Consider the following 24364-nt stretch of genomic DNA (forward strand, 5'->3'; position numbering starts at 1 on the left):
CCGCCCGCCCCCGCGGCGGAGTAGGGGATTCCCCTAGGAAATCTGGGAATGCTCCTTATAGTTGCGCGTTTTCCGCACCCCTAGCCTTCAGCCCATGAGCGACGACCTCATTCGCGTGATTCTCGCCGACGACCATGCCGTCGTCCGCGCCGGGCTGAAGGCCGTGCTCGGCTCGGCGAAGGACATGCTCGTGGTCGGCGAGGCTTCCAACGGCCCCGAGGCGGTGGCCCTGGCAGAACGCCTGACGCCTGATGTGGTGATCATGGACCTCTCGATCGGCGAAGTCGATGGTGGCCAGGCCACCAAGATGCTGATCGAGAAGGGCATCCCCTCCCGCGTGCTCATCCTGACGATGCATCCGGAGGAGGACTACCTCGTCCCGATGCTCGAGGCCGGCGCCTCGGGGTTCCTCCCCAAGACAGCGGCGGACAAGGACCTGATCGACGCGGTGCGCACGGTGGCCCGCGGCGACGTGTTCGTGCGCGCCGAGGCGGCGCGGATCCTCGCGAAGGGCTACCAGCGCAAGGACCCGATGCACGAGGACCGGGCGCGGTACGAGCGCCTGACCGAGCGCGAGCGCGACGTGCTGCGCCTCACCGCGCAGGGCTACTCGGCGCCCGAGATCGGCGAGCGGCTGTTCATCTCGCCCAAGACGGTGGACACGTACAAGCAGCGGATCCAGGACAAACTGGGGTTGTCGCATCGGCATGAGTATGTGCAGTTCGCGCTGCGGCTCGGATTGCTGCACGCGTAGACAGGATGAAGGTGGAAGGATGAAAGTGGAAAGTGCGGCGATGCGGTGGCTCCCCCGGGCCGAGCGTCGCCGCGCTATTTTGCGTCCATGCTGACCACCACCTCGAAACTCCGGCTCACGGTCGGTGCCGGTGTCCTCGCGCTCCTGCTCGTCGGCGTCGTGGCGCTCGAGGCGACGCAGCGGGCGGCGGTGGCGGTCGGTGACACGAGCGAGTTGCGGGTGGTGCAAGGGCTGCTCGCCGTGCTCCTCCTCGTCGGGCTGGTGCTCGCCTGGTTCGCGTACGCGTCGCTGCAGGACGATCTCGTGCAGCGCGCGGAGGCGGAGCAGGCGCTGCGGTCGTCCGAGGCCAAGTTCGCGGGGATCCTCGAGATCGCGGCCGACGCGATCATCTCGATCGACGAACTGCAGCGCATCCTGCACTTCAACCGCGGGGCGGAGCTCGCGTTCGGGTACTCGGCGAACGAGGTGCTCGGGCAGCCGCTCTCCACGCTCATGCCCGACCGGTTCCGGCACGGGCACGACACGCATGTCCGCTCGTTCGGGCAGGCGCAGGAGACGTCGCGGCAGATGGGGGAGCGGCGCGAGATCTACGGGCTGCGGCGCGACGGGACCGAGTTCGCGGCCGAGGCGTCGATCTCGAAGCTGACGCGCGTGGGCGGGAACCGGATCTTCACGGTCCTCCTGCGCGACGTCTCGGAACGGAAGAAGCGGGAGGAGGGGCAGCGGCAACTCGCGACGGCAGTGGCGAAGCTCGGCGAGACGCTCGAGGTGGAGGTCACCGAGCGCTCGATCGCGCAGCTCGCGCTCCCCTGGCTCGGCTGCGGCGCGATCCTCGACGTGCTCACCGGGACGCACCAGCTGCGTCGCGTGGTGCCGGTGACCGGGGACGCCGCGCTCGACGCGGCGCTGGCGGCGGTGGCCGAGCATCCGATCGATTTCGATTCACCGTCCCGGGTGGTGGACGTGCTGCGGCGCGCGCGCACCGACGTCGCCGAGGCGACGGACGAGTGGATCGAGGCGCACAGTGGCGACCTCGCGGAGTTCGACCGGATGCGCGCGCTGGGGATGGGGCCGGTGATCCTGCTTCCCCTGATCGCGCGTGAACACGTGCTCGGCGTGCTCAAGGTGTTCCGGCGTCAGGGGCGGCCGTCGTTCACCGAAGCGGAGGTCCACATCGCCGAGGAGCTGGCGGTGCGGGCGGCGTTCGCGCTCGACAACGCGCGGCTCTACGCGACGGCGCGGCAGGCGACGCACGAGCGCGACCATGCGCTCGGGGTCGTCTCGCACGACCTGCGCAATCCCATCTCGGCGATCGGGATGAGCGCGCGCGCACTGCTCGCGGCGCTCCCGCCGGACGACGCGGCGAAGCGCGAGCTGGTCGGCAACATCATGGCGAGCCAGGACCTCACGCAGCGGATGATCCGCGACCTGCTCGACGTGGCGAGCATCCAGATGGGCCGGCTCTCGGTGGAGCGGCGGACCGAGGCGCCGCTGCCGATCCTGGAGCGTGCGATGGCGCTCTTCCAGCGAGAGGCGGAGGACAAGTCGATCGCGTTCACGCTCGAGGCGGACGCGAGTCTCCCCACGGTGAGCGGCGACCCGGAGCGGCTGCTGCAGGTGCTGGCGAACCTCGTCGCCAATGCGCTGCGGTTCACCGAGCGGGGCGGGCGGATCACGGTGCGCGCGCGTCGCGCCGGCGACGAGGTGGAGATGAGCGTGACCGACACCGGCGCGGGGATCCCGGCGGCGAACATGCCGAGGATCTTCGAGCGCTACTGGACGGTGCGGGGGAACGCGCCGAAGGGCGGGACGGGACTCGGGCTCGCGATCGCGCGGAGCATCGTCGAGGCGCACGGCGGGCGCATCTGGGCCGAGTCGGTGCTCGGCGAGGGGAGCACGTTCCGGTTCACCGTGAAGGTCGCGAACTGAGCACTTCGCGATAGGCGGCGTCGAGCCGGTCGAGCTCGACCTCCCAGGAACGCGCCTCGGCGTGCGCGCGCGCGGGGAACGCGAGACCGTTCACCTCATCGCGGAGATTGTCGGCGACGCCGCCGGCCGGCGTGGCGATCACCGGCGTTCCAGAGGCCATCGCCTCGAGGATCACGAGCCCCAACGTCTCGGTGGTGGAGGAGAAGAGGAAGGCGTCGGCGCTGGCGTTGGCGCCGGCAGCGTCGCCGCCGACCGACGGGTTCTTCACCGGTGCCGCGTTCGTCGGGGCCGTGCCCGAGGCCGATGTGCCGGCCCGCATCCCCTGGTTCTCCGGGTGGACGGATCCCGCCCCGACTCCGGCGCCGATCCCGCGCGGGATCATCGCGGGCGCCGTGCGCTCGCCGTTCCGCGGGCTCCTGCCGAACGTCGTGGTGCGCGAGGTGGAGTCCGCCGCGAGCACGACGACGGCGGCGAACGCGACGTTCTCCTTGAGCGCCGACGTCGGGACCGCGCTCGTCGAGCTCGACGGCCTCCCCGCCGAGTGCACCGCGCCGGCCGCACGCGCGGTCACGGTGCCGGCGAACGCGACGGTGACGGTGGAGCTGCTCGTCGACTGCTGGCCGTTCGCCGGCGCGACGACGCTCGCGCCCGGTGCCGACTTCATGTGTGCGGTCGCGAAGCATGGGCCGCACTGCTGGGGCGCGAACGCGCGCGGGCAACTGGGCATCGGGAGCACGAGCGACTCGCTGCTGCCGTCGCTCGTGTCCGGCGGCTACACGAGCGTCACCGCCGGAGTCGCGCACGCCTGCGGGCGCACCTCGGCGGCCGACGTCCGCTGTTGGGGCGCCGGCGACGCCGGCCAGCTCGGGAACGGGGCGCTCACCGATCGCCTCACGCCGACACCGGTCGCCGGCGGACACGCGTTCCTCGCCGTCTCCGCGGGTGACGCACACACCTGCGCCGTGAAGGGCGACGGCAGCGTCTGGTGCTGGGGAACGAACGCGAGCGGACAACTGGGGACGGGCAGCACGTCGTCCTCCGCGTCCCCGGTCCTCGTCGCGTCGAGCGTGTCGTTCGCGACGGTCGCGGCCGGTGCGCAGCACACCTGCGCGCTCGACCGCGGCGGCGCGGCGTGGTGCTGGGGTGCCGGGACGGCCGGCGAACTCGGTGACGGCGCGAGCACCACGCGGCTCGAGCCGGTCGCCGTCGCGACCGCGGAACGGTTCGCCGCCCTCACGCTGCGCGGCGCGCACGCGTGCGGCACCACCGCGGCGGGCGCCGTCCTCTGCTGGGGCGAGAACCTCGACGGCGCGCTCGGCGACGGGACGAACGCGCCGCGCACCTCGCCCACGACCGTCCTGCACAACGGGAAGCTCTCGACCGTCGCCGCAGGCGCGCGGCACACCTGTGCCGTCTCCACGGGCGCGATCGCGCTCTGTTGGGGCGCCAACGCCGCCGGACAACTCGGCATCGGTACCACCGCCCCCAGGAACACGCCGACCGCCGCGCCCTCCGCGACGAATCTCTCGCAGCTGTCGGCGGGTCCCGACTACACCTGCGGCGTCACGAGCGGTGCGGTCACCGGCACGGACGGCAACATCGTCGTGATCTCCACGCGCTCGCTGCTCTGCTGGGGCAGCAACGCGGGCGGGCAGTTCGGTCGCGGCGATCGCACGTCGAGCCTGCTGCCGGCCGGCGCCGCGTTCGGCCTCACCTTCCGGTAGCGCCGCTCCTCGCCGCGTACTCCTCCCACACGATCCGCGTGAGGTCCACCATGAGCCGCGTCGCGTCGGCGCGCTCGGGGATCGCGCGCGTGAGGATCACGAGCACGAACGGACGCCCGCCCGCGGGATAGACGATCGCCGCATCGTGCGTCGTCGCGGTGATCCAGCCCGTCTTGTGCGCGACGCGCGTGCCCGCGGGGAGGCCGGCGGGAATCTCGTCATTGAACTCCTGTCGCATCAACGTCTCACGCATCGCCTGCGTGGCCCAGACGCTCGCGACCTGCCCGCGTTCGAGGGCGGCGAGGAGTTTCCCCAGTCCGCGCGCGGTCGTCACGTTGTTGAGGCCGGCCCGGAAGGCGGGGCCGTCCTCGACGCCGCGCCGCACGAGGACGCCCGCACCACCGAGCCGGTCGGTGAAGGCGGTCACGCGCGTCGCGTCGAGCCGGTCGATGAGGACGTTCGTCGCGAGGTTGCTCGAGCGCACGATCATGCGCTCGTTGAGTTCGCGGTACGAGATGGGCGCGCCCACGCGGTCGTAGAGCGCGTCGTCGGAGTCGTCGCTCGCGCTGAGGGCATAGGGCGAGCCGTCGACGATGGAGCGAAAGGCGTTCGCGAGCGGGATGCGCGCGTCGAGGTCGAGGGTGCCCTCGTCGGCTCGGCGGAAGAGCTCGAACATCACGGGCACCTTCATGGTGCTCGCGGCGTGGAAGCTCACGGTGTCGCCGACGCCGAGGGTGGCGCCGGTGGCGAGGTCTTCAATGAAGAGGCCGACCTCGGCGCCGCGGGTGGCGGCGATGCGCTGCACGAGGCGTTCGCGGAGGGCCGTGGCGCCCTGGAGGAACCCTTGAGCCGGGAGCCGGGTCGAAAGGGAGGCCGTGCAGAGGACGGCCGCGGAGAGTAGGATTCTTGGGTGCACGGGCCGAATATAGCCCGAGCCCGGTGTTCGAGGCGCGGTCGCCGCGCCAGACAGTCCATCGTCCTGGGGGATGCGTGGCGGGATCGCGTGTGGCAGCACTGCTGGGGATGTTGGCGCTCGCGGCCTGCGCGCGCCCGTTGACCGCGCCGAGGCCCGCGGGTCCGATGCCGCCGCCGCCACCGAGCGCGCCGCCGTCGGCGGCCCCGCAGGACAACAAGATCGCCATCGTCGACGAACCGGTGCCGGAGTTGCAGCAGGTGGACCAGCAGGGAAGCGCCGAGAGCGCGCCGCCGCTCCCGATGCCGATCCCCGACATGGCCCCGCCGCCGCCGGCCTGGGACATCGAGGTCGCCCCGTACGAGACCCACGAACGGGTGGAGTACTTCGTGAGTCGCTTCAGCGGCGCCATGAAGCCCACCTTCGAGGTCGCGCTCGCGCGCCAGTCGCGCTACGCGCCGATGATCAAGGAGAAGCTCCGCGGGGCGGGACTGCCCGAGGACATGATCTTCCTGCCGCTCATCGAGAGCTGGTACGACCCGCACGCCTACTCGCGGGCCGCCGCGGTGGGGATGTGGCAGTTCATGACCGCGACCGCGAAGGGCGTCGGGATGCGGGTGGACTGGTGGGTGGACGAGCGGCGCGATCCGGTGCGCGCGACCGACGGCGCGGTGGCGTACCTCGGTGAACTGCGCGAGACCTTCGGCTCGGTCTATCTCGCGGCCGCGGCGTACAACGGCGGGTCGGGGCGCATCTCGCGCGGGCTCGCGCAGCACGCGTCCGCGCTGGAGGGCAGCGAAGGGGATGACCTCTTCTTCGCGCTCTCGTCGCAGCGGAACGCGTTGCGCACCGAGACGAGCGACTACGTACCGAAGCTCATCGCGGCCGCGCTCGTCGGCAAGGATCCGGCGCGCTACGACCTCCATGTCGCGACGGTCGAGCCCTTCCGCTGGGATTCGGTGACCGTGCCGCCGGCGACGCCGCTCGTCGCGGTCGCGCGGGCGCTCGAGGTCCCGCTCGACACCGTGCTCGACTACAACCCGCATATCCTCCGCGGGATGACCCCGCCGACCGGTGGCGCGGTCTGGCTTCGGGTCCCGCACGGCACGACCGAGGGCTTCCTCGCGCGCTTCACGGCGATCCCCGAGGCCGAGCGCGCCGGCGTGAAGCGCGTCGTCACCAAGGACGGCGACTTCATCACGCGGATCGCGCGCGCGAACGGGCTCACGGCGAAGCAGCTCAACTGGTACAACCCGCAGGCGACGCGGCTCCGCAACGGGAACCTGCATCCGGGGCAGCGGATCCTCGTCCCGCGGCTCGACGTGGTGCGCGCGGCGCGCGACGTCCCCGACCCGAAGATCGAGCGCTACGGCACCTCGGCCTCCGGGACCTACGTGGTGAAGCGCGGCGATTCGCTCGGGCTCATCGCGCGGCGGAACGGCACCACGGTGGCGGCGCTCAAGCGGATGAACATGCTGCGGTCGGACAACATCCGCATCGGGCAGAAGCTGCGCGTCAGGTAGTCGCGCGCCACGCCCCGGACTTGCCGCCGTCCTTCTCGAGCAGGCGCACGTCGCCGATCCGCATCCCCTTGTCGGCGCTCTTCGCCATGTCATAGATGGTGAGGAGCGCGACCGACACCGCGGTCAGCGCCTCCATCTCCACGCCGGTCGGCCCCGCGGTGCGCACCTCGGCCTCGCAGCGGATGGCGCGCGCGCGCGGCTCGAAGTGGAAGCGCACCTGCACGTCGCTCAACGCGAGCGGATGACAGAGCGGGATGAGCTCCGCGGTGCGCTTGGCGGCGAGGATGCCGGCGATCCGCGCCGTGCCGAGGACATCGCCCTTCACCAGCTGGGCATCGCGCACGGCGGCGAAGGCCGCGGCGCGCATGGTGATGCGGCCCTCGGCGAGGGCCCGTCGCACGGTGGTCGCCTTGGCGCTCACGTCCACCATAGACGCCTCGCCGCGACGGTCCACGTGCGACAGCCGTGCCTTCGAACGCTTCTTCGCCGTCATCGGGCCGCCTGGACGAGTTGGTCGAGCAGCCGCGCCGCGACGAGCTGCGGATTGACATTGCCGGCGGCCGAGGCCTTCGCCTCCTCGACCGCGGGGACTGCCTTGGTGGCCGCGCGCGCGGTGCGCTCGTCGCCGCGCTGCACCGCGTCGCGCGCGCGCTCGTGGAGCAGCACGGTGAGCGCGTCGAGCACGTCGGTGAAGGCGCCGCGCGCCTTCCCCGCACCGACCGTGAACGCGGCGCGCAGCAGCTGCTCGCGTCCCGAGTCGGCCGCCGAGAGCAACGCGCGCGCCTTGGTCATCGCCGCGGTGCGGTCCGCGCCGCCCAGCAGGGTGCCGGGCGCGCCGTTGGCGAGGCGGAGGAGCTCGTCGGGGAGGAGATTGGGCAGGACGGCCTGCGCGTACGAGTCGGCGAGGAAGCGGCGCATGGCCGCCTCGGGCAACGGCGCGACGCGGATGGAGACGACGCGCGAGCGGATGGTGGGGAGCAGCGCCCCCGGCTCGCTCGACGTGAGGATGAACGTCGTGTCGGCGGGCGGCTCCTCGAGCAGCTTGAGCAACGCGTTGGCGGCCTCGGGGTTCGCCGCCTGCGGCACCATCCGCTCGGCGTCGCCGATCACGAAGACCTTCCGCCGCGCCATCGCCGGCGACTTGCTCGCGAGCTGCACGAGCAGGCGCGTGACGTACCGATAGATGCCCATCGACCCGTCGGGCCGCTCGTAGAGGCCGTTGGCGTCGACGCGCTCCTTGATGTCGGTGTCGAACGCCTCCTTCGCCGCGTCGGGCTCGGTGTCGGAGCCGAGGTTCTTGTGCGGGAAGAACCAGCGCAGGTCGGGATGCTGGAGCTGCAGCGCGTAGCGGCAGTGCTGGCAGAGGCCGCAGGGGCGCCCGTCGGCCTCGCAGAGCAGGACCTGGCCGAGCCAGAGCGCGAGGCGCTGCTTGCCGACACCGGCCGTGCCCTGGAGGAGCAGACTGGCGGGCAGCGTCCCCGCCTGCGCCTGTGCGGCGAGGCGTTCGCGGATCGCGTCGTGACCATAGAGCGGGATGAGCGGCACGGTCGTAAGATAAGGCCCATGCGTACCCTTCGCCTTCTCCTCGTCCCGGCGACCCTCGGCCTCACCGCCGTCATGCCGTCACTCGCGCCGGCGCAGGGGCGCGCCCGCGCGCGCGACCTCGGCGTCGCGCCCGGCATCTTCACGCCGGGACGCCACAATGCCATCACCGACGTCGCCGGGGTGCGCGTGGGGCAGGTGACGCTGCACGAGGGCGATCGCGTGCGGACCGGTATCACCGCCATCCTGCCGCATGGCGGCAACGCCTACCTCTCCCGCGTCCCGGCCGCGCTGCACGTCGGCAACGGCTTCGGGAAGTTCGCGGGCGGCACGCAGCTCGCCGAGCTCGGGGAGATCGAGACGCCGATCCTCCTCACCTGCACGCTCTGCACCTGGAAGGCCGCCGACGCGATGGCCGAATGGATGCTCGAGCGGCCGGGGATGCAGAACATCCGCTCGATCAATCCGATCGTCGGCGAGACGAACGACGGCGGGCTGAACGACATCCGCGCGCGGCCGATCACCGCGGCCGCGGTGCGCGCCGCGCTCGAGGGCGCGACCGACGGCCCCGTCGCCGAAGGGAGCGTCGGTGCGGGGACGGGCACGGTCGCCTTCGGGTGGAAGGGCGGGATCGGCACGGCGTCGCGCACGCTCCCCGCCTCGCTCGGCGGCCACACCGTCGGCGTGCTCGTGCAGTCGAACTTCGGGGGCATCCTCACCGTGATGGGCGCCCCGGTGGGACGCGAGCTCGGGCAGTACGCGTTCCAGCGCGACGTCACGGCCGCGCCTCCCGGGGCCGGCCGCGGGGCCGCCGACGACACCGGCGACGGGTCGGTGATCATCATCATCGCCACCGATGCCCCGCTCTCGGACCGCAACCTCGGCCGTGTGGCCGCGCGCGCGATGATGGGACTCGGCCGCACCGGCAGCTCGGCCTCCAACGGGAGCGGCGACTACGCGCTCGCGTTCTCCACGGCGGAGAGCGTGCGGCGGGCGTGGGACGCGCGTCGCCACACGACGACCGAACTCGCCAACGAGGAGATGAGCGCCGTCTTCCAGGCGACCGTCGAGGCCGTGGAGGAGGCGATCTACGACTCGCTCTTCATGGCGACGACCACGACCGGGAACGGGCGCACCGTCGAGGCGATCGACCTCGCGCGGGTGCGCGAGGTGCTGCGGAAGTACGGGATCGCGCCGCGCTAGCGCTCAGGCGGTGCTCGCCGCCCGTCCGCTCATCTCGTCGATGTGGATGCGGAAGACGATCGCGCGCTCGGGCAGCGGGTCGGCGTCGGTGAGCGTCTCGGGGACGAGGCGCCGCAGGATCTCGACGCTCTGGCGGTAGGTCTCCTGCTCCTGGGCGCTCCCTTCGGCGCGCAGCAGGTAGAAGCCGCCCTTCACCACGATCGAGCGCCAGTCGAAGAGCGCCTCGACCTCGTCCACCTCGAAGGCCACCCAGCGATTGTGCGTGAGCGCCTCGAGCTTGGTGCCGGGCTGCGTGCGCCCGTAGAGCCACCCGTCCTCGAGCACGTAGTGGATGGGCTCGATGTCCACGCCATCCTTGCGCGCGAAGGCCATCCGTCCGACGAAGTGTCGCTGCAGGATCGCGAGGCACTCGGCGTGGTCGAGGTCGCGGAAGCGGGGCGTCGGGGTGGGCATCGCGGGATCTCCTATGGGGTGATGGCCCGATATGCGGCGAGCACGCGGTCGAGCGCCTGCTCGGGCGTGTCGCCGTCCGCCGAGAGGTGCCCCATCTTGCGACCGGGGCGTGCCTCCTTCTTGCCGTACAGGTGCACGCGAACGCCGGGGATCGCGAGGGCGCGCGTGAAGTCGGGCGCGCCGTGCGTCCAGATGTCGCCGAGCAGGTTGTGGATCGCCGCCGGCCGCACGACCTCCACCGATCCGAGCGGGAGATGGCAGATGGCGCGCACGAGCTGCTCGAACTGGCTCGTGGGATGCGCGCGCTCGCTGTGATGGAAGGTGTTGTGCGGCCGCGGCGCGAGCTCGTTCACGAGCAGCGTGCCGTCGGTGAGCACGAACATCTCCGTCGCGAGGAGCCCCACCACATCGAGCTTGTCGGCGATGCCGAGCGCGAGCGCCTGTGCGCGCTGCTCGAGCTCCTCGTCGGCGCCGCTCGGCGTGACGGCCCAGGTGAGCACACCGTCGGTGTGCACGTTGCGCGAGGTGGGATACGCGACGGCCTGGCCGTCGGCGCGGCGGGCGACGAGCACGCTGAGTTCGGTCTGGATGTCGAGGAAGGCCTCGACGACGCAGACGGGCGCGCCGAGCGACTCGAAGGCGGCGCGACCTTCGTCGGGGGTGCGCACGCGCACCTGGCCGCGTCCGTCGTAGCCACCCATCGCGCTCTTCACGATGCTCGGGCCGAGCGCGGCGACGGCGTCGGCGGTGGTGGTCGAATGGCGCACCGTGCGGAACGCGCCGAGCGGGAATCCGTTCGCGGCGAGCCACTCCTTCTGGCGCGCGCGCTCCTGGACGATGTACACCGCGTCGATGGGCGGGCAGAGCGGCGCCTGCGCGGCGGCGGCCTCGAGCGACGGGCGCGGGATCTGCTCGATCTCGAGCGTCACCGCGGCGCAGCCGGTCGCGAGCTCGCGCGCCGCGTCGGCGTCGGCCCACTTGGCGGTGATGGTGTGGTTGGCGACGTGACGCGCGGGGCAGTCGTGCTCGGGGTCGAGCACGCGCACGTCGTAGCCGAGCGTGCGGGCGGCCATGGCGGTCATGCGTCCGAGCTGGCCACCGCCGAGGAAGCCGATCGTCGCGCCCGGTGGGACGGGCGTGCGGGTCATGGGAGGGTCTGCGACCGGACGTCGGCGGCGCGGCTCGCGCGCCAGGCGCGGAGCTTCTCGCGCACCTCGGGGCGGTGCGAGCCGACGATCTCGGCGGCGAGGATCGCGGCGTTGGTGGCGCCCGGCTTGCCGATGGCGAGCGTGCCGACGGGGACGCCAGCGGGCATCTGCACGATGGAGAGGAGCGCGTCGAGGCCATTGAGCGCCGTGGCGTTCACCGGCACGCCGAGCACCGGCACGAGCGTCTTCGCGGCGACCATGCCAGGCAGGTGCGCCGCGCCACCGGCGGCGGCGATGATCACGAGCAGGCCGCGGGACTCGGCCTCGCTCGCGTACTCGAACATGTAGTCGGGCGTGCGGTGCGCCGAGACGACCTTCGCCTCGTAGGGGACGCCGAGGTGCTGCAGGATCTCGATCGCGGGGGCCAGGTGCTCGTAGTCGGACTTCGAGCCCATGATCACGCCGACGAGCGGGGAGGCGGAGGCGGTCATGGACGAAAGCTATTCGCGGTCGCGAGCGAGTGCGAGCAGGGCGCGCACGGTGTTGAGGTTCCGTCCCGTGCCGATGTCGGCGAAGGGGACCTTGAGCTTGGTGTCGGCCTGTCCGTCAGGGAAATGCAGATGGAGCTCGCGGCCGACGAGCGCCATCTGCTCCTTGCCGGGGATCGGCCAGCCCTTGATCGCGTCCTTCGGCGGCGCGGTGTCGAGGAACGTGATGATCGTCCGGCTGGGGTTCGCGTCGGGCCAGGGATTGGCCGCGAACGCCGCCTCGAGCTCGTCAGCGGTCCGGATGAAGACCAGGCAGGGTTTCCCCATCGGCCTGAGGAGTGCGGACTCGAGCTTCGCCTTCACCTGCGCCGCGGGCACCGTGGCGTCGAGGACGACGTTCCCGCTCGCGATGTAGGTCTTCACGTTGGTGAAGCCGCACCGCTCGCCGAGCTTGCGGAGGTCGGCCATCGGAAGCTTGCCGGTGCCGCCGACGTTGATCGAACGGAGGAGGGCGACGAAGGTGGCCATTCGGCCAATCTAGGCGCCGGCGCGGCCTACCGTCGGAGCGCGCTCATCCCGCCGTCCACGCCGATCACCTGTCCGGTGACCCAATCGCTCGCCGGATCGAGCAGCCACCGCGCGGGGGCGACGATGTCCGCCGGCGTCCCGATCCGTCCCATCGGATGCATCGCCGTGGAGACCTCGAGCGACTTGGCGTTCCCGGTGATGCGCGCCGAGAGCGGCGTGTCCACGAGCCCCGGCGCGATCGCGTTGATGCGGAGTCGGCGCGGCGCGTAGGTGGCGGCCGCGCTGCGCACGAGCGCGCTCACCGCCCCCTTGGCGGCGGCGATCGCCTCGTGGTTGGGGAGTCCGGTCTCCGCGGCCGAGCTCGAGAAGAGGAGGACGCTGCCGCCGTCGGTCATCACGCGCGCGGCGGCGCGGACGGCCGCGAAGGCGGTACGCAGGTTGAGTCGCAACGTCTCGTCGAGCTCGGCCTCGCTCGTGAGGTGTGCCGGCTTGAGGAGGATCGAGCCGACCGCGTTCACCACGCCGGCGACGCGCCCATGGCGTCCGCGCGCCTCGGTGAGCAGCGCCTCCACCTCGGCGAAGCTCGTCGCGTCGCATTCGTGCGCGGTCGCGCCGAGCGCGTCGGCGACGGGATAGAGCCGGTCGAGCGCGCGTCCGGCGAGCAGGAGGCGCGCCCCGTCCGCCGCGAGCGCCTCGGCGATGGAACGGCCGAGACCGCCGGCTCCTCCGATGATGACGAAGGCGCCGGCGGTCTCGAGGGACTGCTTGGAGGTGGTCATTCGGTCCGAACGTCAACGGATCGATGCCGGTTCCCTCCGGCGACGTTCAGCGGCAGATCAGCGCCGCCGCCCCAAGGACCAGACGTACGCGGCGACGTCGTAGACCTCGGCGTCGGTGAGCGAGCCGCCGCCGCGCGCGGGCATCTCCACCGAGACGCGCGAGCGGGCCGACGGCACGCCGCTCACGACGGTGCCCACGATCGCGAGGTAGCTCCCGCGCACATGGATCCACTGGTCGTCCATGAGGTTCGGCCCGATGTTGCCGCGCGCATCGGCGCCGTGGCAGGTGGAGCAGCGACCCGCGCCGACGAAGAGCTTCTGGCCGAGTTCCACCATCTCGCGCGTGAGCGGGGCGGGGAGCGAGTCGCGCGGATGGCTGATGCGCCACACGTACGCGGCGACCGACTGGACCTCGTGGTCGTTGATGCTCGACCCGCCGCGCCGCGGCATGGCCACGCCTCGCCGCGACTGGCTGAGCGGCACGCCCGAGTTGATGCGCTCGAGGATCGCCAGGTAGCTCCCCTCGGCGTGCCACCACTCGGCGTCCGTGAGATTGGGGCCGAGGAGTCCACGCGCCTCGGGGCCATGGCAGGTGTAGCAGTTGCCCTTGCCGCGGAAGATGTCCCGGCCGCGGGTGACCATCGCGGCGGTGACGCCCGGTGGCAGCGAGTCCGGGGTGTGGAGCGGCTGGGCCTGGGCGATGCTGCCGACCGCGACGAGCAGCGCCGCGGGCAGGAGTCTCAGGGGGGTGATCACGGTCCTCTCATCTCCGAAAGCGGGGGAGCGGGCGAGCGGCTCCCGCAATTGTCGGAGCGGACAGTTCACTTGTCAATCAACGGGCGGATCGGCCCCCTGCCGCCTCGCGCTCGAACCGCAGATGCCGCACTCGCCCCGCCCACGCGACGAACCCGGTGATGCGCCCGCGCGCATCGCGGGTGAACCGGATGATCTCGCCGCCCGGCATGGTGAAGCCGTCGCGATAGAGCGCGCCGAGCCGCTCGGTGCCGCGCCACCCCTGATCGCGCATGAGCGCGCCATCGCGCACCACGAGCGTGAAGGTCGCCCCGAGCTCGGGGCTGCGATACGTGCCCGCGTAGGCGGCGAGCGCGGCGGCCGAGACGTCGGGGGCGTCGACGCGCGCGAACTCGTTCGCGCGTGCCGCCGGGGCGGTGCTGCGCAGGCTCATGCGCGCGCCGTCCCGCGTCACCTGCAGCTCCATCTGACCGCCCCGCGCGCGGAAGCGGTCCCCACCGCGCGGAAGGAATACGACGCCGGTGAGGCTGTCCACGAGCTGGCCGTTCCGGACCTCGAGCACGACGACCTCCTCGGTGCGGGCCGAGTGATAGCGGCCGACGATCGCGGCGAGCGCTTCGGGCGTGATCGCGATCGCCGGCGTGGCCTCCGCGACGACGGGCGCGAGCGCCTCGCCGAGCACGATGGTGGCGACGCTGGTCGCGAGCGCGCCGGGGTTGGCCGCGCCGATGTTGCAGAGGAGCGCGACCGAGGTCGCCTGGTCGGGGAAGCGATAGAGCGCGGCGCGGTAGCCGCCGGTGGAGCCGGTGTGCGAGACGCGCGTCACGCCGCGCCAGGTGTCGGTGATGACGCCGAGCCCGTAGGTGATGGCGGTGCCGTCGTTCAGCTTGACGACGGCGCTGAGCGAGTCGCGGACCTGCCCCCAGCGTCCCTCGCCGCGCTGCATCGCGCCAGACCACTTCAGGAAGTCGTCGATGGTGAGGAGGAGGCCGCCGCTGCCGAACACGCGCGTGAAGGGATGATCATTGCGATAGCCGGTGAGCGGCGTGCCGCTGTAGGCGGGGGCGCGTCCGCTGACCACGACGCGATGATCCTCGCGCCAGCGCGTGGCGGTCATGCCGAGCGGGCCGAAGATGCGCTCCTGCGAGAACCGCTGGAGCGACTGTCCGCTCGCGCGCTCGAGCACGGCGACGGCGACGACGTAGCCGGTATTGCTGTAGAGGTAGTCCTCGCCGGGGTCGAAGTTGAGGTCGCGCAGCTTCGCGACGATCGCCATCACCTCGGCGTTGGGATGATCGACCTCGCCGGCGGGGCGCCCTTCGACGTCGTGGAGCGCGTAGCGGTCGGGGAGCCCGCTGGTGTGGCTGAGCAGCTGGCGGATGGTGATGCGCTTGCCGATGCCGCGCACCTCGGGGATCCACTTCACGACGTCGTCGTCGAGGGAGAGGACGCCGTCGAGGGCGAGCATGACGAGGGCGGCGGCGACGAACTGCTTGGCGGTGGAGCCGCTCTCGGAGATGGTGCCCGTGGTGAAGGGCGTCCCGGCCTCGAGGTTCGCCATGCCGTAGGCGCGGCGGACGAGCGGGGCATTGGCGCGGTCGACGCCGACGGCGCAGCCGGGGGTGTTGGTGCGGCTGAAGGCGGCGAAGACGGAGTCGATGCGGCGGTCGAGCGGGGTCGGCGCGGCCTGCGCCGACAGCGCGACAGGGGCGAGGAGCGCGAAGGCGAGGGCGAGACGGCGGAGCAGAGGCATCGGCGGGTCGGCGGGGGTCGGCGGCGCGTGCGGACCAGCGGAACATGGATGCTCCGTGCCGGGGTCGCCACTCGGCGGCCGGAACGCAAAAGGGCCAGCCGATGGCTGACCCTTTTGACCTGAGCGACCGCGACAGGACTCGAACCTGTGACCCGGTGATTAACAGTCACCTGCTCTACCAGCTGAGCTACGCGGCCTAGACCGGGAAAAGTAGCCGGGCACCCGGGGGCATTCAACCCTGCCACCCCCACGAAACGGGGGCCGTCGGCCCGCCGTACGCTCCCCCGCACCCCGGGCGCCGCCCGGAGGACGTCCCGCCACCCCCCGCGCATGCCGATCTCCACCCGGAACTCCCTCGCCGTGGGCTTCGAAGCCCTCCGCGCCAACCTCCTCCGGACCCTCCTCTCGACCCTCGGCGTCGTCATGGGCGTCGGGGCGATGGTCTCGGTCCTGTCGATGGGGGACGGGATGGAGGCGTTCGCGCGGAAGGAGATCGAGGACAAGACCGACATCATGGGCGTCGCGGTCGCGCCGCGGCTCAACGCCAACATCGACGGCCAGTTCGTCCGGCGGACGGACATCATCACGTTCACGCGGGCCGACGCGACCGCGCTCGCCGAGGCGGTGGAAGGGGAGGCGCGCGTGTCGATGGCGACGATGGGCGCGGCGATGGTCACACTGGCGCCGGACGCGCCACCGCGCGGCTTCGGCGTGCTGGGGATGCTCGCGAGCGACTGGGCCGACACGGCGACCAAGGTCGTCGCCGGGCGTGTCTTCGCCGACACCGACACGGCGGTGGTGGTGCTCAACCCTCGCGCGGCCGGCGTCGTCGCCGGCGATTCACTCGCGCCAGCGAAGGCGGTCGGTCGCGCGGTGCTGCTCAACGGCAACCCGCACACGGTGATCGGCGTGGTGAGCGGTGGCCGCGCGGAGGCGGCGCCGCTCGCGGCCTTCGTGCCGGTGGACGACGCGGGACGCGCGATCGTCGGGACGCGCGCGCCCTCGATCACCCTCGTCGCCGCACGCCTCGAGGACGTGGACAGCATCAAGGTCGGCGCCGAGCGCTGGATGGCCGAGCGCTTCGGCGCGAAGTGGAAGGACCGCGCGACGGTGGAGACGAATCAGCGCTGGCTCGACGAGATCACGCAGGGGATGCTGCTCTTCAAGATGCTGATGGGGGCGATCACCGGCGTGTCGCTGCTGGTGGGCGGCATCGGGATCATGAACGTGCTCCTCGCGGCGGTGGCGGAGCGCACGCGCGAGATCGGCATCCGGAAGGCGACGGGGGCGCGCGACCGCGACATCCTGCGGCAGTTCCTCGCGGAGTCGGTGGCGATCACGAGCGCCGGCGCGGCGGTGGGCGTGGCGCTCGGCCTCGGCATCGCGTTCGGGGTAGCCTGGTTCATGCGACTGCAGACGAAAGCGCCGATCCAGGCGGCGGTGACGCCGTCGACGATCCTCGTCGCGGCGGGGCTGTCGGTGGCGATCGGGCTGGTGTTCGGGCTCTATCCGGCGCTGCGGGCGAGCAGGCTATCGCCGATCGACGCCATCAGGCACGAGTAAGAAGGAGCGAGGAGCGAGGGGAAAGAGCGAGGAGCGAAGGGGAAGGGGGAGGGGCCAAGATCGAGGAGGAAGGGGGAAGCTCTCTCACCTTCTCTCTCTCCGCCCAACTGCCAAGAGGCGGGATGTCCGCTCGGTCCTCGCTCTTGGGGCCTCGTTCCTTGCCCTCCGCGCCTCGCTCCTCCTCCGTCGCGCCTCAGAACTGCATCGGATGCGGGGCGGGCTCCACCGCTGCCACGGGTTCCGGGAGCTGCACCGGCTCGACGGGGGCGACGACCGGGGCGACCATCACGGCGGGCGCGGCGGCGACCTTCGGCGGGGCGGGGCGCTTGGTGGCCTTCGTCTGCACGGCCTTCGTCTTCGTCGCGACGCGCTTCACGGCCTTCACGGCCTGCTTCGCCTTCGCGCGGACCTTCGACGCGCTCTTCTTCGCGGCCTTCTTCACCTTCGCGCGGACGGACTTCGCGGCCCTCTTCGCGCGCGCGATGACCTGCTTCCCCTTCTTCGCGGCGTTGCGCGACGCGGACTTCGCCTTCTTCGCGACCTTCTTCGCTGTCTTCTTCGCCGTCTTCTTCACGGTCTTCTTCGCCGCCTTCTTGGCCTTCTTCACCTGCTTCTTCTTGGTCGCCATGGTGTCCTCTGGGAAGTGGTCCCGCGTCCAGCTGTCTGTAAGCTACCGCTTCAGCAGCGGCGCGATGTAGCGACCGGTGTGCGAGCCGGCGACCTTGGCCACCTGCTCGGGGGTGCCCTCGGCGATCACCTGACCCCCGCCGTCCCCGCCCTCCGGGCCGAGGTCCACGATCCAGTCGGCCCGCTTGATCACGTCGAGGTTGTGCTCGATGAGCACCACCGTGTGCCCGTTCTCCACCAGCCGGTCGAGGACCCCGCAGAGGACCTCGATGTCCCGCGGGTGGAGGCCGGTGGTCGGCTCATCCATCACATAGAGCTTCCGGCCCCCCTTCTTGGCCGCGAACGCCAGTTCCCGGGCGATCTTGAGGCGCTGTGCCTCGCCCCCCGAGAGGGTCGTCGCGGCCTGCCCCAGCCGGAGGTAGCCCAGACCCACCTGCTGGATCTGCCAGAGGGCCTGGCCGAGCTTCTCCTCCCGCGGGAAGAACCGGATCGCCTCGTCCACGGTCATCTCGAGGACGTCGGTGATCCGCTTCCCGAAGTAGGTCACGTCGAGGACCTCGGGCTTGTAGCGGGTCCCGCCGCAGGTCTCGCAGGGGAGGAAGACGTCGGCCATGAAGACCATCTCGACCTCGATCGCCCCGGCCCCTTCGCACGTCTCGCAGCGGCCGCCCTTCACATTGAAGGAGAAGGTGCCCGCCGTGTAGCGGCGCTGCCGCGCGAGCGGGACCTCGGAGAAGATCCGGCGGATCTCGTCGAACGCCTTCACGTACGTCACCGGATTGGAGCGCGGGGACCGGCCGATCGGCTCCTGGTCCACGAGCACGACCTCGTCGATCGCCTCCCAACCGGTGATCGCGTCGTACGCGCCGACCTTCTCGCCGAGGTGCTGCTTGGCGGTGTGCTCGCCGGTGAGCTTCTGCTCGAGCGCGCGATAGAGCACGTCGTGCACGAGCGTGCTCTTCCCCGAGCCGCTCACGCCGGTGAAGACGGTGAGGGTGCCGAGGGGGATGCGCGCGTTCACGTGCCGCAGGTTGTGCTCGCGCGCGCCGGTGATGGTGAGCCACTGCGGGCCGGCGCGCCGGCGCTTCTCCGGCAACGGGATGACCTTCGCGCCGGTGAGGTACTGGCCGGTGAGCGGGCTCTCGGTCGCCGTCGAGGTGGGCCCGCTGAAGACGAGCTGGCCGCCCTTCTCGCCCGCGCCGGGGCCGAGTTCGAGCATCCAGTCGCTCATGCGCATGGCCTCGAGGTCGTGCTCCACCATGAGGACGGTGTTGCCGCCGTCGCGCAGGCGCTCGAGCAGCCCGAGCAGCCGGCCGAGGTCGCGCGAATGCAGCCCGATGCTCGGTTCGTCGAGCACGTAGAGCGTGTCCACGAGTCGCGCGCCGAGGGAGTTGGAGAGGCCGATGCGCTGCGCCTCGCCACCCGAGAGCGTGCGCGTGGCGCGGTCGAGGCTGAGGTAGGTCAGCCCCACGTCGCAGAGGAAGGCGATCCGGTCGCGCGCCTCGCGGAGGATGTGCGCGGCGATCTCGGTCTCCTGCGGCGAGAGCGCGAGCGCATCGGCCCACGGCTTGAGCAGTCCCACCGGCATCGCCGCGACCTCGGCGATGGTGCGGCCGCCGATGCGCACGTTGAGCGCATCCTGCTGCAGCTTGGTCCCGCCGCAGGTCGCGCAGACCTGCGCCGTCTGGTACTTCCGCAGGAAGACGCGGATGTACTGCTTGTACTTCTTGGGCTCCAGCGCCTCGAGGAAGGGGAAGATCCCGACGTACCCCTTGGCCTTGCCGCGCAGCATCCGCTCGCGTTGCGCGCTCGTGAGGTCTCGCCAGGGCGTGTCGAGCGGGATCCCCTCCTTCTTGGCGAACTCGGCCGTCGCGCGGCGCTTGTTGTCGTAGCGCGGCGCGGTCCAGGGATCGAGCGCGCCGTCGCGGAGCGATCGGTCGGGGTAGGGGACGATGAGCGCTTCGTCGTACTCGAGCGTCGCGCCGAAACCGTTGCAGGTGCCGCAGGCGCCGCGCGGGTTGTTGAACGAGAAGAGCTGCGGCGACGGTGCCGGCGCGACGTGACCGTCGTTGGGGCAGCGGAAGGTCGTCGTGTAGCGGAGCACGCGCGGGAGCGGGCGCTCGCCCGGCGCGGCGGCCGGCCCGTCCTCGAGCATCACCACCGCGTCGCCGTCCCCCTGCGCGAAGGCGGTCTCCAGCGCGTCGGCGAGGCGTGTCCGCATCTCCTCGTGCACGACGAGCCGGTCGGTGACGACGAGCAGCTCCTTCACCTTCGCGAGGTTCGGCTTCGCCGTGTCGAGGTCGTCGAGGTGCTTGATCTCGCCGTCGGCGATGACGCGCACGAACCCCTTGGCGCGCAGGTGCTCCACGATGCGCGTGTGCACGAGCTTGCTCGATCGCGCGAACGGGAACGCGACATGCACGCGCGTCCCCGCGGGTTCGACCATGATCGCCTCGGCGGCGCGGTCGGCGGAGTCGGGCTTGAGCTCGCGGCCGCAGGTGGGGCAGACCGTCCGCCCGACGCGCGCCCAGAGGAGGCGGAAGTAGTCGTAGATCTCCGTCGCCGTGCCGACGGTGGAGCGCGAGGTGCGCGTCGGGTTCTTCTGCTCGATCGCGACCGCCGGCGACAGCCCGTCGATCGAGTCGACGTCGGGCTTGGGCATCCGCTCGAGGAACTGCCGCGCGTAGGCGGAGAGGGACTCGACGTAGCGCCGCTGGCCCTCGGCGTAGATGGTATCGAACGCGAGCGACGACTTGCCGGAGCCCGAGGGGCCGGTGATGACGGTGATCGCCCGGCGGGGGAACTCGAGGTCGAGGTCCTTCAGGTTGTGCAGGCGCGCGCCGCGGACGACGATGCGGTCTTTCACCCGGCGGACCTAGAGGCCGACGATGTCCCCGCCGCCCGAACGCGGCGGGGGCGGGAGGACCGGCGGATCCTCGTCGAAGATCGAGCGCGAGCGGAGCGTGGCGTCGATGGCGCGGAGGAGGTTCTCCAACTCGGTCGTCGCCCAGCGGCCCTCGGCGCGATAGAAGGCTCGGGAGCCGGAGATCGCGAGTGCACCGGTGGCGACGGCGATCGTCGAGATGGGCAAGGCGACCATGATGCCGGTGAGCGCCATCAGCTTCGCGGCGAGGATGCCGAAGCCGAAGCTCGTGCCGGCCGTCGCGCCGAACGACATCCCGGCGTACCCCCACACGTTCGCACCGAGGCCCGGGCGACAGTCGGCAACGAGGGTCACCTCGGTGGAACCGCGGTCGTTGTCGAGGGGGCGCAGCGTCGCGCGGATCTCGGTGACGCCCAGCCCGTACCGCAACCAGGTGAACGGGTAGCTGATCTGCCCGGACATGTCCATGTCCGAGACCTTGAAGACGAGCACGCCCCCGTCGAGGGGATGCGCCCCGATCTGGTCGTGCAGCGTCATGCGGTACGGCACACCCTGGAAGGTGCGGCCGATCGACTTCAGGACCTCGCGCGCGGGGGACCGGATGATGCGCGACACCGAGATCGAGCGCTGCAGGCGGCCGAGCATCGCGCGCCCGACGCGTTCGCGCGCCGTGTCCTCCTCCACCGCGGCGGAGAGGGCGTCGGCGTCCTTGGGCAGCTCCGAGAGCGCGAGCGCGACGAAGCGCTGCGAGATGCCGGCCTCGACGGCGGCCGACTCGACATCCTGCAGGCGATACGTCGAGGTGGCCGGCGCGCCCTGGTCGGTGGCCGTGGCATCGGTGCCGGACACGACGACCGCGTGCGCGCGCGTGGCGCGCGCCTCGCGCTCGAGGCGCGCCGCCGCCTCGGCCTGCAACTGCGCGGCACGGCGCCAGACGAGCGACGCCTCGTCCTCCGACAGCACGCGATGGCCGCCGCTGCTCACCACCACCGGCTCGCGCGCCGCGACCGCGCCCTCGATCGCGCGGCGCAGTTCCTCGGCGAGCTCCTCGCCCGACGCGAAGCGCTGGGCCGGGTCCTTCGCGAGGCAGCGGTCGATGACCGCGGCGAGGGCGCGCGGCACGTTCGGCGCCACGCCGACGAGCGGCGGCGCCGGCCGCGTGACGTGCGCGACGAGGACCGCCGAGGAGGCGTCGCCCTCGAACGGCACGCGTCCGCTGAGCAGGAAGTACCCCACGCAGCCGAGCGCGTAGAGATCCGAGCGGCCGTCGAGCGCGCCGCCCTGCACCTGCTCGGGGCTCATGTAGTGGGCGGTCCCCACCACGTGCCCTTCGGAGGTGAGGCTCGCCGAGCGCTCGGTGCGCGCGATCCCGAAGTCGGTGACGAGCGCGCGGTTGGTGCCGCGCTCGATCATGATGTTCTCGGGCTTCACGTCGCGGTGGATCACGCCGCGCGCATGGGCGTAGGCGAGCGCCCACGCGACCTCGCGGAGGTGGCGCACCGCCTCGGCGGGCGGGAGCGGGCCGCGATCGCGCACGCGCTGCGCGAGGTTCTCGCCGTCCACGAGCCCCATCACGAAGAAGGCGAAGGGCCCCCGCTCGTCGGCGCGATGGATATGGACGATGTGCGGGTGCGAGAGCTGGCCGGCGGTGCGGGCCTCGCGCAGGAAGCGGCCGCGGACCTCGGCGTCGGCGGCGATGTCCGGCGGGAGGACCTTGAGCGCGACCTGGCGGTCGAGCCGGACGTCGCGCGCGCGGTAGACGACGCCCATGCCGCCGCGCCCGAGCTCGGTCTCGAGCTCGAACTCGCCGGCGAGGGCGTCGGGAAGGCCTGTGAGGCGCGGGTCGGGAGCGATGGCCATGGGCGACGGGGAATCTAACGTCCGGGGTGGCCTCCGCTGTGCCCGCGCGGCGACATTGCGGGGTGACCGCACCCGCCTCCCCGCACGACGAGGACGCCCTCGGCAAGGCGTTCGACGCCCGGCTCGCCCGACGGCTCTTCACGTATGTCCGGCCCTACGGCCGGATCGTCCTGGCCGCGGTCGTGGTGCTGATGGTGGAGGGCGCGCTGCAGCTCGCCCCGCCATTGCTCACCCGTCGCGTGATCGACGTGGCGATCCCCGCCGGGGACGGAGCGCTCGTGCGGACGACGGCGCTCCTGCTGGTGCTGGCGCTCGTCACGCAGATCGCCGCGGCCTACGCCGAGACGCTGCTGACGGGGATCCTCGGGCAGCGCATCATGCACGACCTCCGGCGCCAGCTCTTCGCGCACCTGCAGCGGCTCCCGGTGCCGTTCTTCGACCGGAACCCGGTGGGCCGGCTCGTCACGCGCGTCACGAGCGACGTCGAGTCGCTCAACGAGCTCTTCACCTCCGGCGTGGTCGCCGGGCTCGGCGACCTCTTCACGCTGCTCGCGATCACCGTGCTGATGGTGATGGTGGATTGGCGCATGGCGATCGCGGCGTACCTCGTGGTGCCGGGCATCCTGTACACGTCGCGGTGGTTCCGGCTGCGGGTGCGCACCGAGTATCGCGACATCCGCGCGCGGATCGCGCGGATCAACGCGTTCCTGCAGGAGCGGATCGCCGGGATGCGGGTGGTGCAGCTCTTCAGTCGCGAGTCGGACGAGGCGGCGCGCTTCGCGGCGCTGGACCGGGCGCACCTCGATGCGCACCTGCGCTCGGTGACGGTCTACGCGCTGTACTTCCCGATCATCGAGATCCTCACGAGCGTCGCGCTCGCGAGCCTGATCGTCGCCGCGGCGCCGCGCGTGGAGGCGGGGACGCTCACCGTGGGAACGGTGGCGGCGTTCATCCAGCTCGCGCGGCGGTTCTACCAGCCGCTGCAGGACCTGAGCGACAAGTACAACACGCTCCAGCAGGCGATGGCGAGCTCGGAGCGGATCTTCACGTTGCTCGACACGCCGGTGGCCGACGGGACGGCGACGGTGACGGCGGTGGCGCCGCGGCGGGCGGCGAACGACGGGGTCACCGTCGAGTTCGAGGATATCTGGTTCAGCTACGATGAAGGGGGAAGGAAGAAGGATGAACGTGGGTCCGATCCGGAGTGGGTCCTGCGCGGGGTCTCCTTCGTGGTGCGGCCGGGGGAGACGCTGGCGCTGGTGGGGCATACGGGAGCGGGGAAGACCACGATCATCTCGCTGCTGCTGCGCTTCTATGAACCGCAACGCGGGCGGATCCTGCTCGATGGGCGGGACATCCGCTCGATGCCGGTGGAGGAGCTGCGCCGCGTGGTCGGGTACGTGCAGCAGGACATCTTCCTCTTCGCCGGGGACGTCGCGGGGAACATCCGACTCGGGGCGCCGCTCACGGACGACGAGGTGCGGCAGGCGGCGGCGCGGGTGGGGGCGGATCGGGTCATCCAGCGGCTCCCGGCCGGGTACGGCCACGTCCTCGGCGAGCGCGGGGCGAGCGTGAGCGTCGGCGAGCGGCAGCTCCTCTCCTTCGCGCGGGCGATCGCGGCCGATCCGGCCCTCCTCCTGCTCGACGAGGCGACGAGCGCGGTCGACTCCGAGGTGGAGGCCGAGATCCAGCGCGGCCTGTCGATACTGATGCAGGGCCGGACGACGATCGCGGTCGCCCACCGGTTGAGCACGATCACCGGGGCGACCGAGATCCTGGTCCTCCACCACGGGGAAGTCCGGGAGCGCGGGACACATCGCGCCCTGTTGGCCCGTAGTGGCCTGTACGCACGGCTCTTCCGGCTCCAGGCCGGGGAGCTCGAATCCACCGCAACGGCAGGGGTTTGACGCTTGCCGAGCCCCCCACGCCGGGCGTAGTTT

General features: G+C 71.8%; 21 protein-coding genes and 1 tRNA gene. 7 read left to right on the plus strand and 15 right to left on the minus strand.

The genetic code is table 11. The features are described from left to right. The first annotated feature begins 94 nt into the window (after positions 1–94). Both IPJ78_16905 and IPJ78_16910 read left to right on the plus strand, forming a co-directional pair. Entirely contained in the window at positions 95–754 is a 660-nt protein-coding gene (locus IPJ78_16905; protein MBK7908223.1) for a response regulator transcription factor, read from the plus strand. Positions 755–841: 87 nt separating this feature from the next. After that, positions 842–2683 carry a PAS domain S-box protein gene (locus IPJ78_16910; GenBank protein MBK7908224.1) on the plus strand — a complete coding sequence of 614 codons (1842 nt, stop codon included), beginning with the start codon at positions 842–844 and terminating at the stop codon, positions 2681–2683. Here the strand turns inward: IPJ78_16910 and IPJ78_16915 are convergent. Next, positions 2661–3410, minus strand: coding sequence for a glycosyltransferase (locus tag IPJ78_16915; protein MBK7908225.1), 750 nt, complete (start codon positions 3408–3410; stop codon positions 2661–2663). The two genes, IPJ78_16910 and IPJ78_16915, sit on opposite strands and share 23 nt — an antisense overlap. Between IPJ78_16915 and IPJ78_16920 the strand changes: the two genes are divergently transcribed. After that, positions 3346–4407 (plus strand): hypothetical protein, encoded by a 1062-nt coding sequence (locus IPJ78_16920; protein ID MBK7908226.1) that lies wholly within the window; start codon positions 3346–3348, stop codon positions 4405–4407. The two genes, IPJ78_16915 and IPJ78_16920, sit on opposite strands and share 65 nt — an antisense overlap. On the opposite strand, the gene IPJ78_16925 is transcribed toward IPJ78_16920, so the two are convergent. Then, positions 4394–5311 carry a serine hydrolase gene (locus IPJ78_16925; GenBank protein MBK7908227.1) on the minus strand — a complete coding sequence of 306 codons (918 nt, stop codon included), beginning with the start codon at positions 5309–5311 and terminating at the stop codon, positions 4394–4396. The genes IPJ78_16920 and IPJ78_16925 overlap by 14 nt on opposite strands. Positions 5312–5487: 176 nt before the next feature. Here IPJ78_16925 and IPJ78_16930 point away from each other — a divergent pair, with 176 nt between their 5' ends. Continuing rightward, on the plus strand, positions 5488–6843 hold the full coding sequence (locus tag IPJ78_16930) for a transglycosylase SLT domain-containing protein (protein ID MBK7908228.1): 1356 nt from the start codon (positions 5488–5490) through the stop codon (positions 6841–6843). On the opposite strand, the gene moaC is transcribed toward IPJ78_16930, so the two are convergent. Together moaC and IPJ78_16940 are read right to left on the minus strand one after the other, a co-directional pair. Further along, positions 6836–7336 (minus strand): cyclic pyranopterin monophosphate synthase MoaC, encoded by a 501-nt coding sequence (gene moaC / locus IPJ78_16935; protein ID MBK7908229.1) that lies wholly within the window; start codon positions 7334–7336, stop codon positions 6836–6838. The genes IPJ78_16930 and moaC overlap by 8 nt on opposite strands. Further along, positions 7333–8388 carry a hypothetical protein gene (locus IPJ78_16940; protein MBK7908230.1) on the minus strand — a complete coding sequence of 352 codons (1056 nt, stop codon included), beginning with the start codon at positions 8386–8388 and terminating at the stop codon, positions 7333–7335. Before IPJ78_16940 ends, moaC begins: the two co-directional genes overlap by 4 nt. A gap of 72 nt (positions 8389–8460) precedes the next feature. On the opposite strand from IPJ78_16940, the gene IPJ78_16945 reads away from it, so the two are divergent. Next, entirely contained in the window at positions 8461–9588 is a 1128-nt protein-coding gene (locus tag IPJ78_16945; GenBank protein ID MBK7908231.1) for a P1 family peptidase, read from the plus strand. Positions 9589–9591: 3 nt separating this feature from the next. Here IPJ78_16945 and IPJ78_16950 read toward each other — a convergent pair whose 3' ends face one another. From IPJ78_16950 to IPJ78_16985, 8 genes are all read right to left on the minus strand, one after another. Continuing rightward, positions 9592–10041 carry a pyridoxamine 5'-phosphate oxidase family protein gene (locus IPJ78_16950; protein MBK7908232.1) on the minus strand — a complete coding sequence of 150 codons (450 nt, stop codon included), beginning with the start codon at positions 10039–10041 and terminating at the stop codon, positions 9592–9594. Between the two features lie 11 nt (positions 10042–10052). Then, positions 10053–11189, minus strand: coding sequence for a 5-(carboxyamino)imidazole ribonucleotide synthase (gene purK, locus IPJ78_16955; protein MBK7908233.1), 1137 nt, complete (start codon positions 11187–11189; stop codon positions 10053–10055). After that, positions 11186–11680, minus strand: a complete 495-nt coding sequence (gene purE / locus IPJ78_16960) for a 5-(carboxyamino)imidazole ribonucleotide mutase (protein MBK7908234.1) — start codon at positions 11678–11680, stop codon at positions 11186–11188. The genes purK and purE overlap by 4 nt, the downstream gene beginning before the upstream one ends. Before the next feature lie 9 nt (positions 11681–11689). Continuing rightward, entirely contained in the window at positions 11690–12205 is a 516-nt protein-coding gene (locus IPJ78_16965) for a DUF1697 domain-containing protein (GenBank protein ID MBK7908235.1), read from the minus strand. Between the two features lie 26 nt (positions 12206–12231). After that, positions 12232–12984, minus strand: a complete 753-nt coding sequence (locus tag IPJ78_16970) for an SDR family oxidoreductase (protein ID MBK7908236.1) — start codon at positions 12982–12984, stop codon at positions 12232–12234. A 57-nt stretch (positions 12985–13041) separates the two neighbouring features. After that, positions 13042–13740 (minus strand): c-type cytochrome, encoded by a 699-nt coding sequence (locus tag IPJ78_16975; protein ID MBK7908237.1) that lies wholly within the window; start codon positions 13738–13740, stop codon positions 13042–13044. A gap of 76 nt (positions 13741–13816) precedes the next feature. Continuing rightward, a complete protein-coding gene (locus IPJ78_16980) occupies positions 13817–15490 on the minus strand; it encodes a beta-lactamase family protein (GenBank protein MBK7908238.1) in 1674 nt (557 codons plus the stop codon). Between the two features lie 124 nt (positions 15491–15614). Further along, a tRNA-Asn gene (locus tag IPJ78_16985) sits at positions 15615–15687 on the minus strand. A gap of 133 nt (positions 15688–15820) precedes the next feature. Between IPJ78_16985 and IPJ78_16990 the strand changes: the two genes are divergently transcribed. After that, the gene (locus IPJ78_16990) at positions 15821–17053 is read left to right on the plus strand and encodes an ABC transporter permease (GenBank protein ID MBK7908239.1); all 1233 of its coding nucleotides are present in this window, start codon (positions 15821–15823) and stop codon (positions 17051–17053) included. 193 nt (positions 17054–17246) lie between these two features. On the opposite strand, the gene IPJ78_16995 is transcribed toward IPJ78_16990, so the two are convergent. The 3 genes from IPJ78_16995 to IPJ78_17005 are packed head-to-tail and all read right to left on the minus strand — an operon-like array spanning position 17247 to position 22424. Further along, on the minus strand, positions 17247–17681 hold the full coding sequence (locus tag IPJ78_16995) for a histone (protein MBK7908240.1): 435 nt from the start codon (positions 17679–17681) through the stop codon (positions 17247–17249). 42 nt (positions 17682–17723) lie between these two features. Continuing rightward, the gene (uvrA, locus tag IPJ78_17000; GenBank protein MBK7908241.1) at positions 17724–20546 is read right to left on the minus strand and encodes an excinuclease ABC subunit UvrA; all 2823 of its coding nucleotides are present in this window, start codon (positions 20544–20546) and stop codon (positions 17724–17726) included. A 9-nt stretch (positions 20547–20555) separates the two neighbouring features. Then, on the minus strand, positions 20556–22424 hold the full coding sequence (locus IPJ78_17005; protein MBK7908242.1) for a serine/threonine protein kinase: 1869 nt from the start codon (positions 22422–22424) through the stop codon (positions 20556–20558). Between the two features lie 62 nt (positions 22425–22486). On the opposite strand from IPJ78_17005, the gene IPJ78_17010 reads away from it, so the two are divergent. Continuing rightward, entirely contained in the window at positions 22487–24331 is a 1845-nt protein-coding gene (locus tag IPJ78_17010) for an ABC transporter ATP-binding protein (GenBank protein MBK7908243.1), read from the plus strand. The last annotated feature ends 33 nt before the right edge of the window (positions 24332–24364 follow it).

It is taken from the genome of Gemmatimonadota bacterium (assembly GCA_016714015.1).
Lineage (GTDB): Bacteria > Gemmatimonadota > Gemmatimonadetes > Gemmatimonadales > Gemmatimonadaceae > Pseudogemmatithrix.

What these genes read in the sequence shown, in the direction of transcription:
- IPJ78_16905 (MBK7908223.1), top strand. Translation starts at nt 95, where the DNA reads ATGAGCGACGACCTCATTCGCGTGATTCTCGCCGACGACCATGCCGTC.
- IPJ78_16910 (MBK7908224.1), top strand. Translation starts at nt 842, where the DNA reads ATGCTGACCACCACCTCGAAACTCCGGCTCACGGTCGGTGCCGGTGTC.
- IPJ78_16920 (MBK7908226.1), top strand. Translation starts at nt 3,346, where the DNA reads ATGTGTGCGGTCGCGAAGCATGGGCCGCACTGCTGGGGCGCGAACGCG.
- IPJ78_16915 (MBK7908225.1), bottom strand. Translation starts at nt 3,410, where the DNA reads ATGCCCAGTTGCCCGCGCGCGTTCGCGCCCCAGCAGTGCGGCCCATGC.
- IPJ78_16930 (MBK7908228.1), top strand. Translation starts at nt 5,488, where the DNA reads ATGCCGCCGCCGCCACCGAGCGCGCCGCCGTCGGCGGCCCCGCAGGAC.
- moaC (MBK7908229.1), bottom strand. Translation starts at nt 7,336, where the DNA reads ATGACGGCGAAGAAGCGTTCGAAGGCACGGCTGTCGCACGTGGACCGT.
- IPJ78_16945 (MBK7908231.1), top strand. Translation starts at nt 8,461, where the DNA reads ATGCCGTCACTCGCGCCGGCGCAGGGGCGCGCCCGCGCGCGCGACCTC.
- IPJ78_16950 (MBK7908232.1), bottom strand. Translation starts at nt 10,041, where the DNA reads ATGCCCACCCCGACGCCCCGCTTCCGCGACCTCGACCACGCCGAGTGC.
- purK (MBK7908233.1), bottom strand. Translation starts at nt 11,189, where the DNA reads ATGACCCGCACGCCCGTCCCACCGGGCGCGACGATCGGCTTCCTCGGC.
- purE (MBK7908234.1), bottom strand. Translation starts at nt 11,680, where the DNA reads ATGACCGCCTCCGCCTCCCCGCTCGTCGGCGTGATCATGGGCTCGAAG.
- IPJ78_16965 (MBK7908235.1), bottom strand. Translation starts at nt 12,205, where the DNA reads ATGGCCACCTTCGTCGCCCTCCTCCGTTCGATCAACGTCGGCGGCACC.
- IPJ78_16970 (MBK7908236.1), bottom strand. Translation starts at nt 12,984, where the DNA reads ATGACCACCTCCAAGCAGTCCCTCGAGACCGCCGGCGCCTTCGTCATC.
- IPJ78_16980 (MBK7908238.1), bottom strand. Translation starts at nt 15,490, where the DNA reads ATGCCTCTGCTCCGCCGTCTCGCCCTCGCCTTCGCGCTCCTCGCCCCT.
- IPJ78_16990 (MBK7908239.1), top strand. Translation starts at nt 15,821, where the DNA reads ATGCCGATCTCCACCCGGAACTCCCTCGCCGTGGGCTTCGAAGCCCTC.
- IPJ78_16995 (MBK7908240.1), bottom strand. Translation starts at nt 17,681, where the DNA reads ATGGCGACCAAGAAGAAGCAGGTGAAGAAGGCCAAGAAGGCGGCGAAG.
- IPJ78_17005 (MBK7908242.1), bottom strand. Translation starts at nt 22,424, where the DNA reads ATGGCCATCGCTCCCGACCCGCGCCTCACAGGCCTTCCCGACGCCCTC.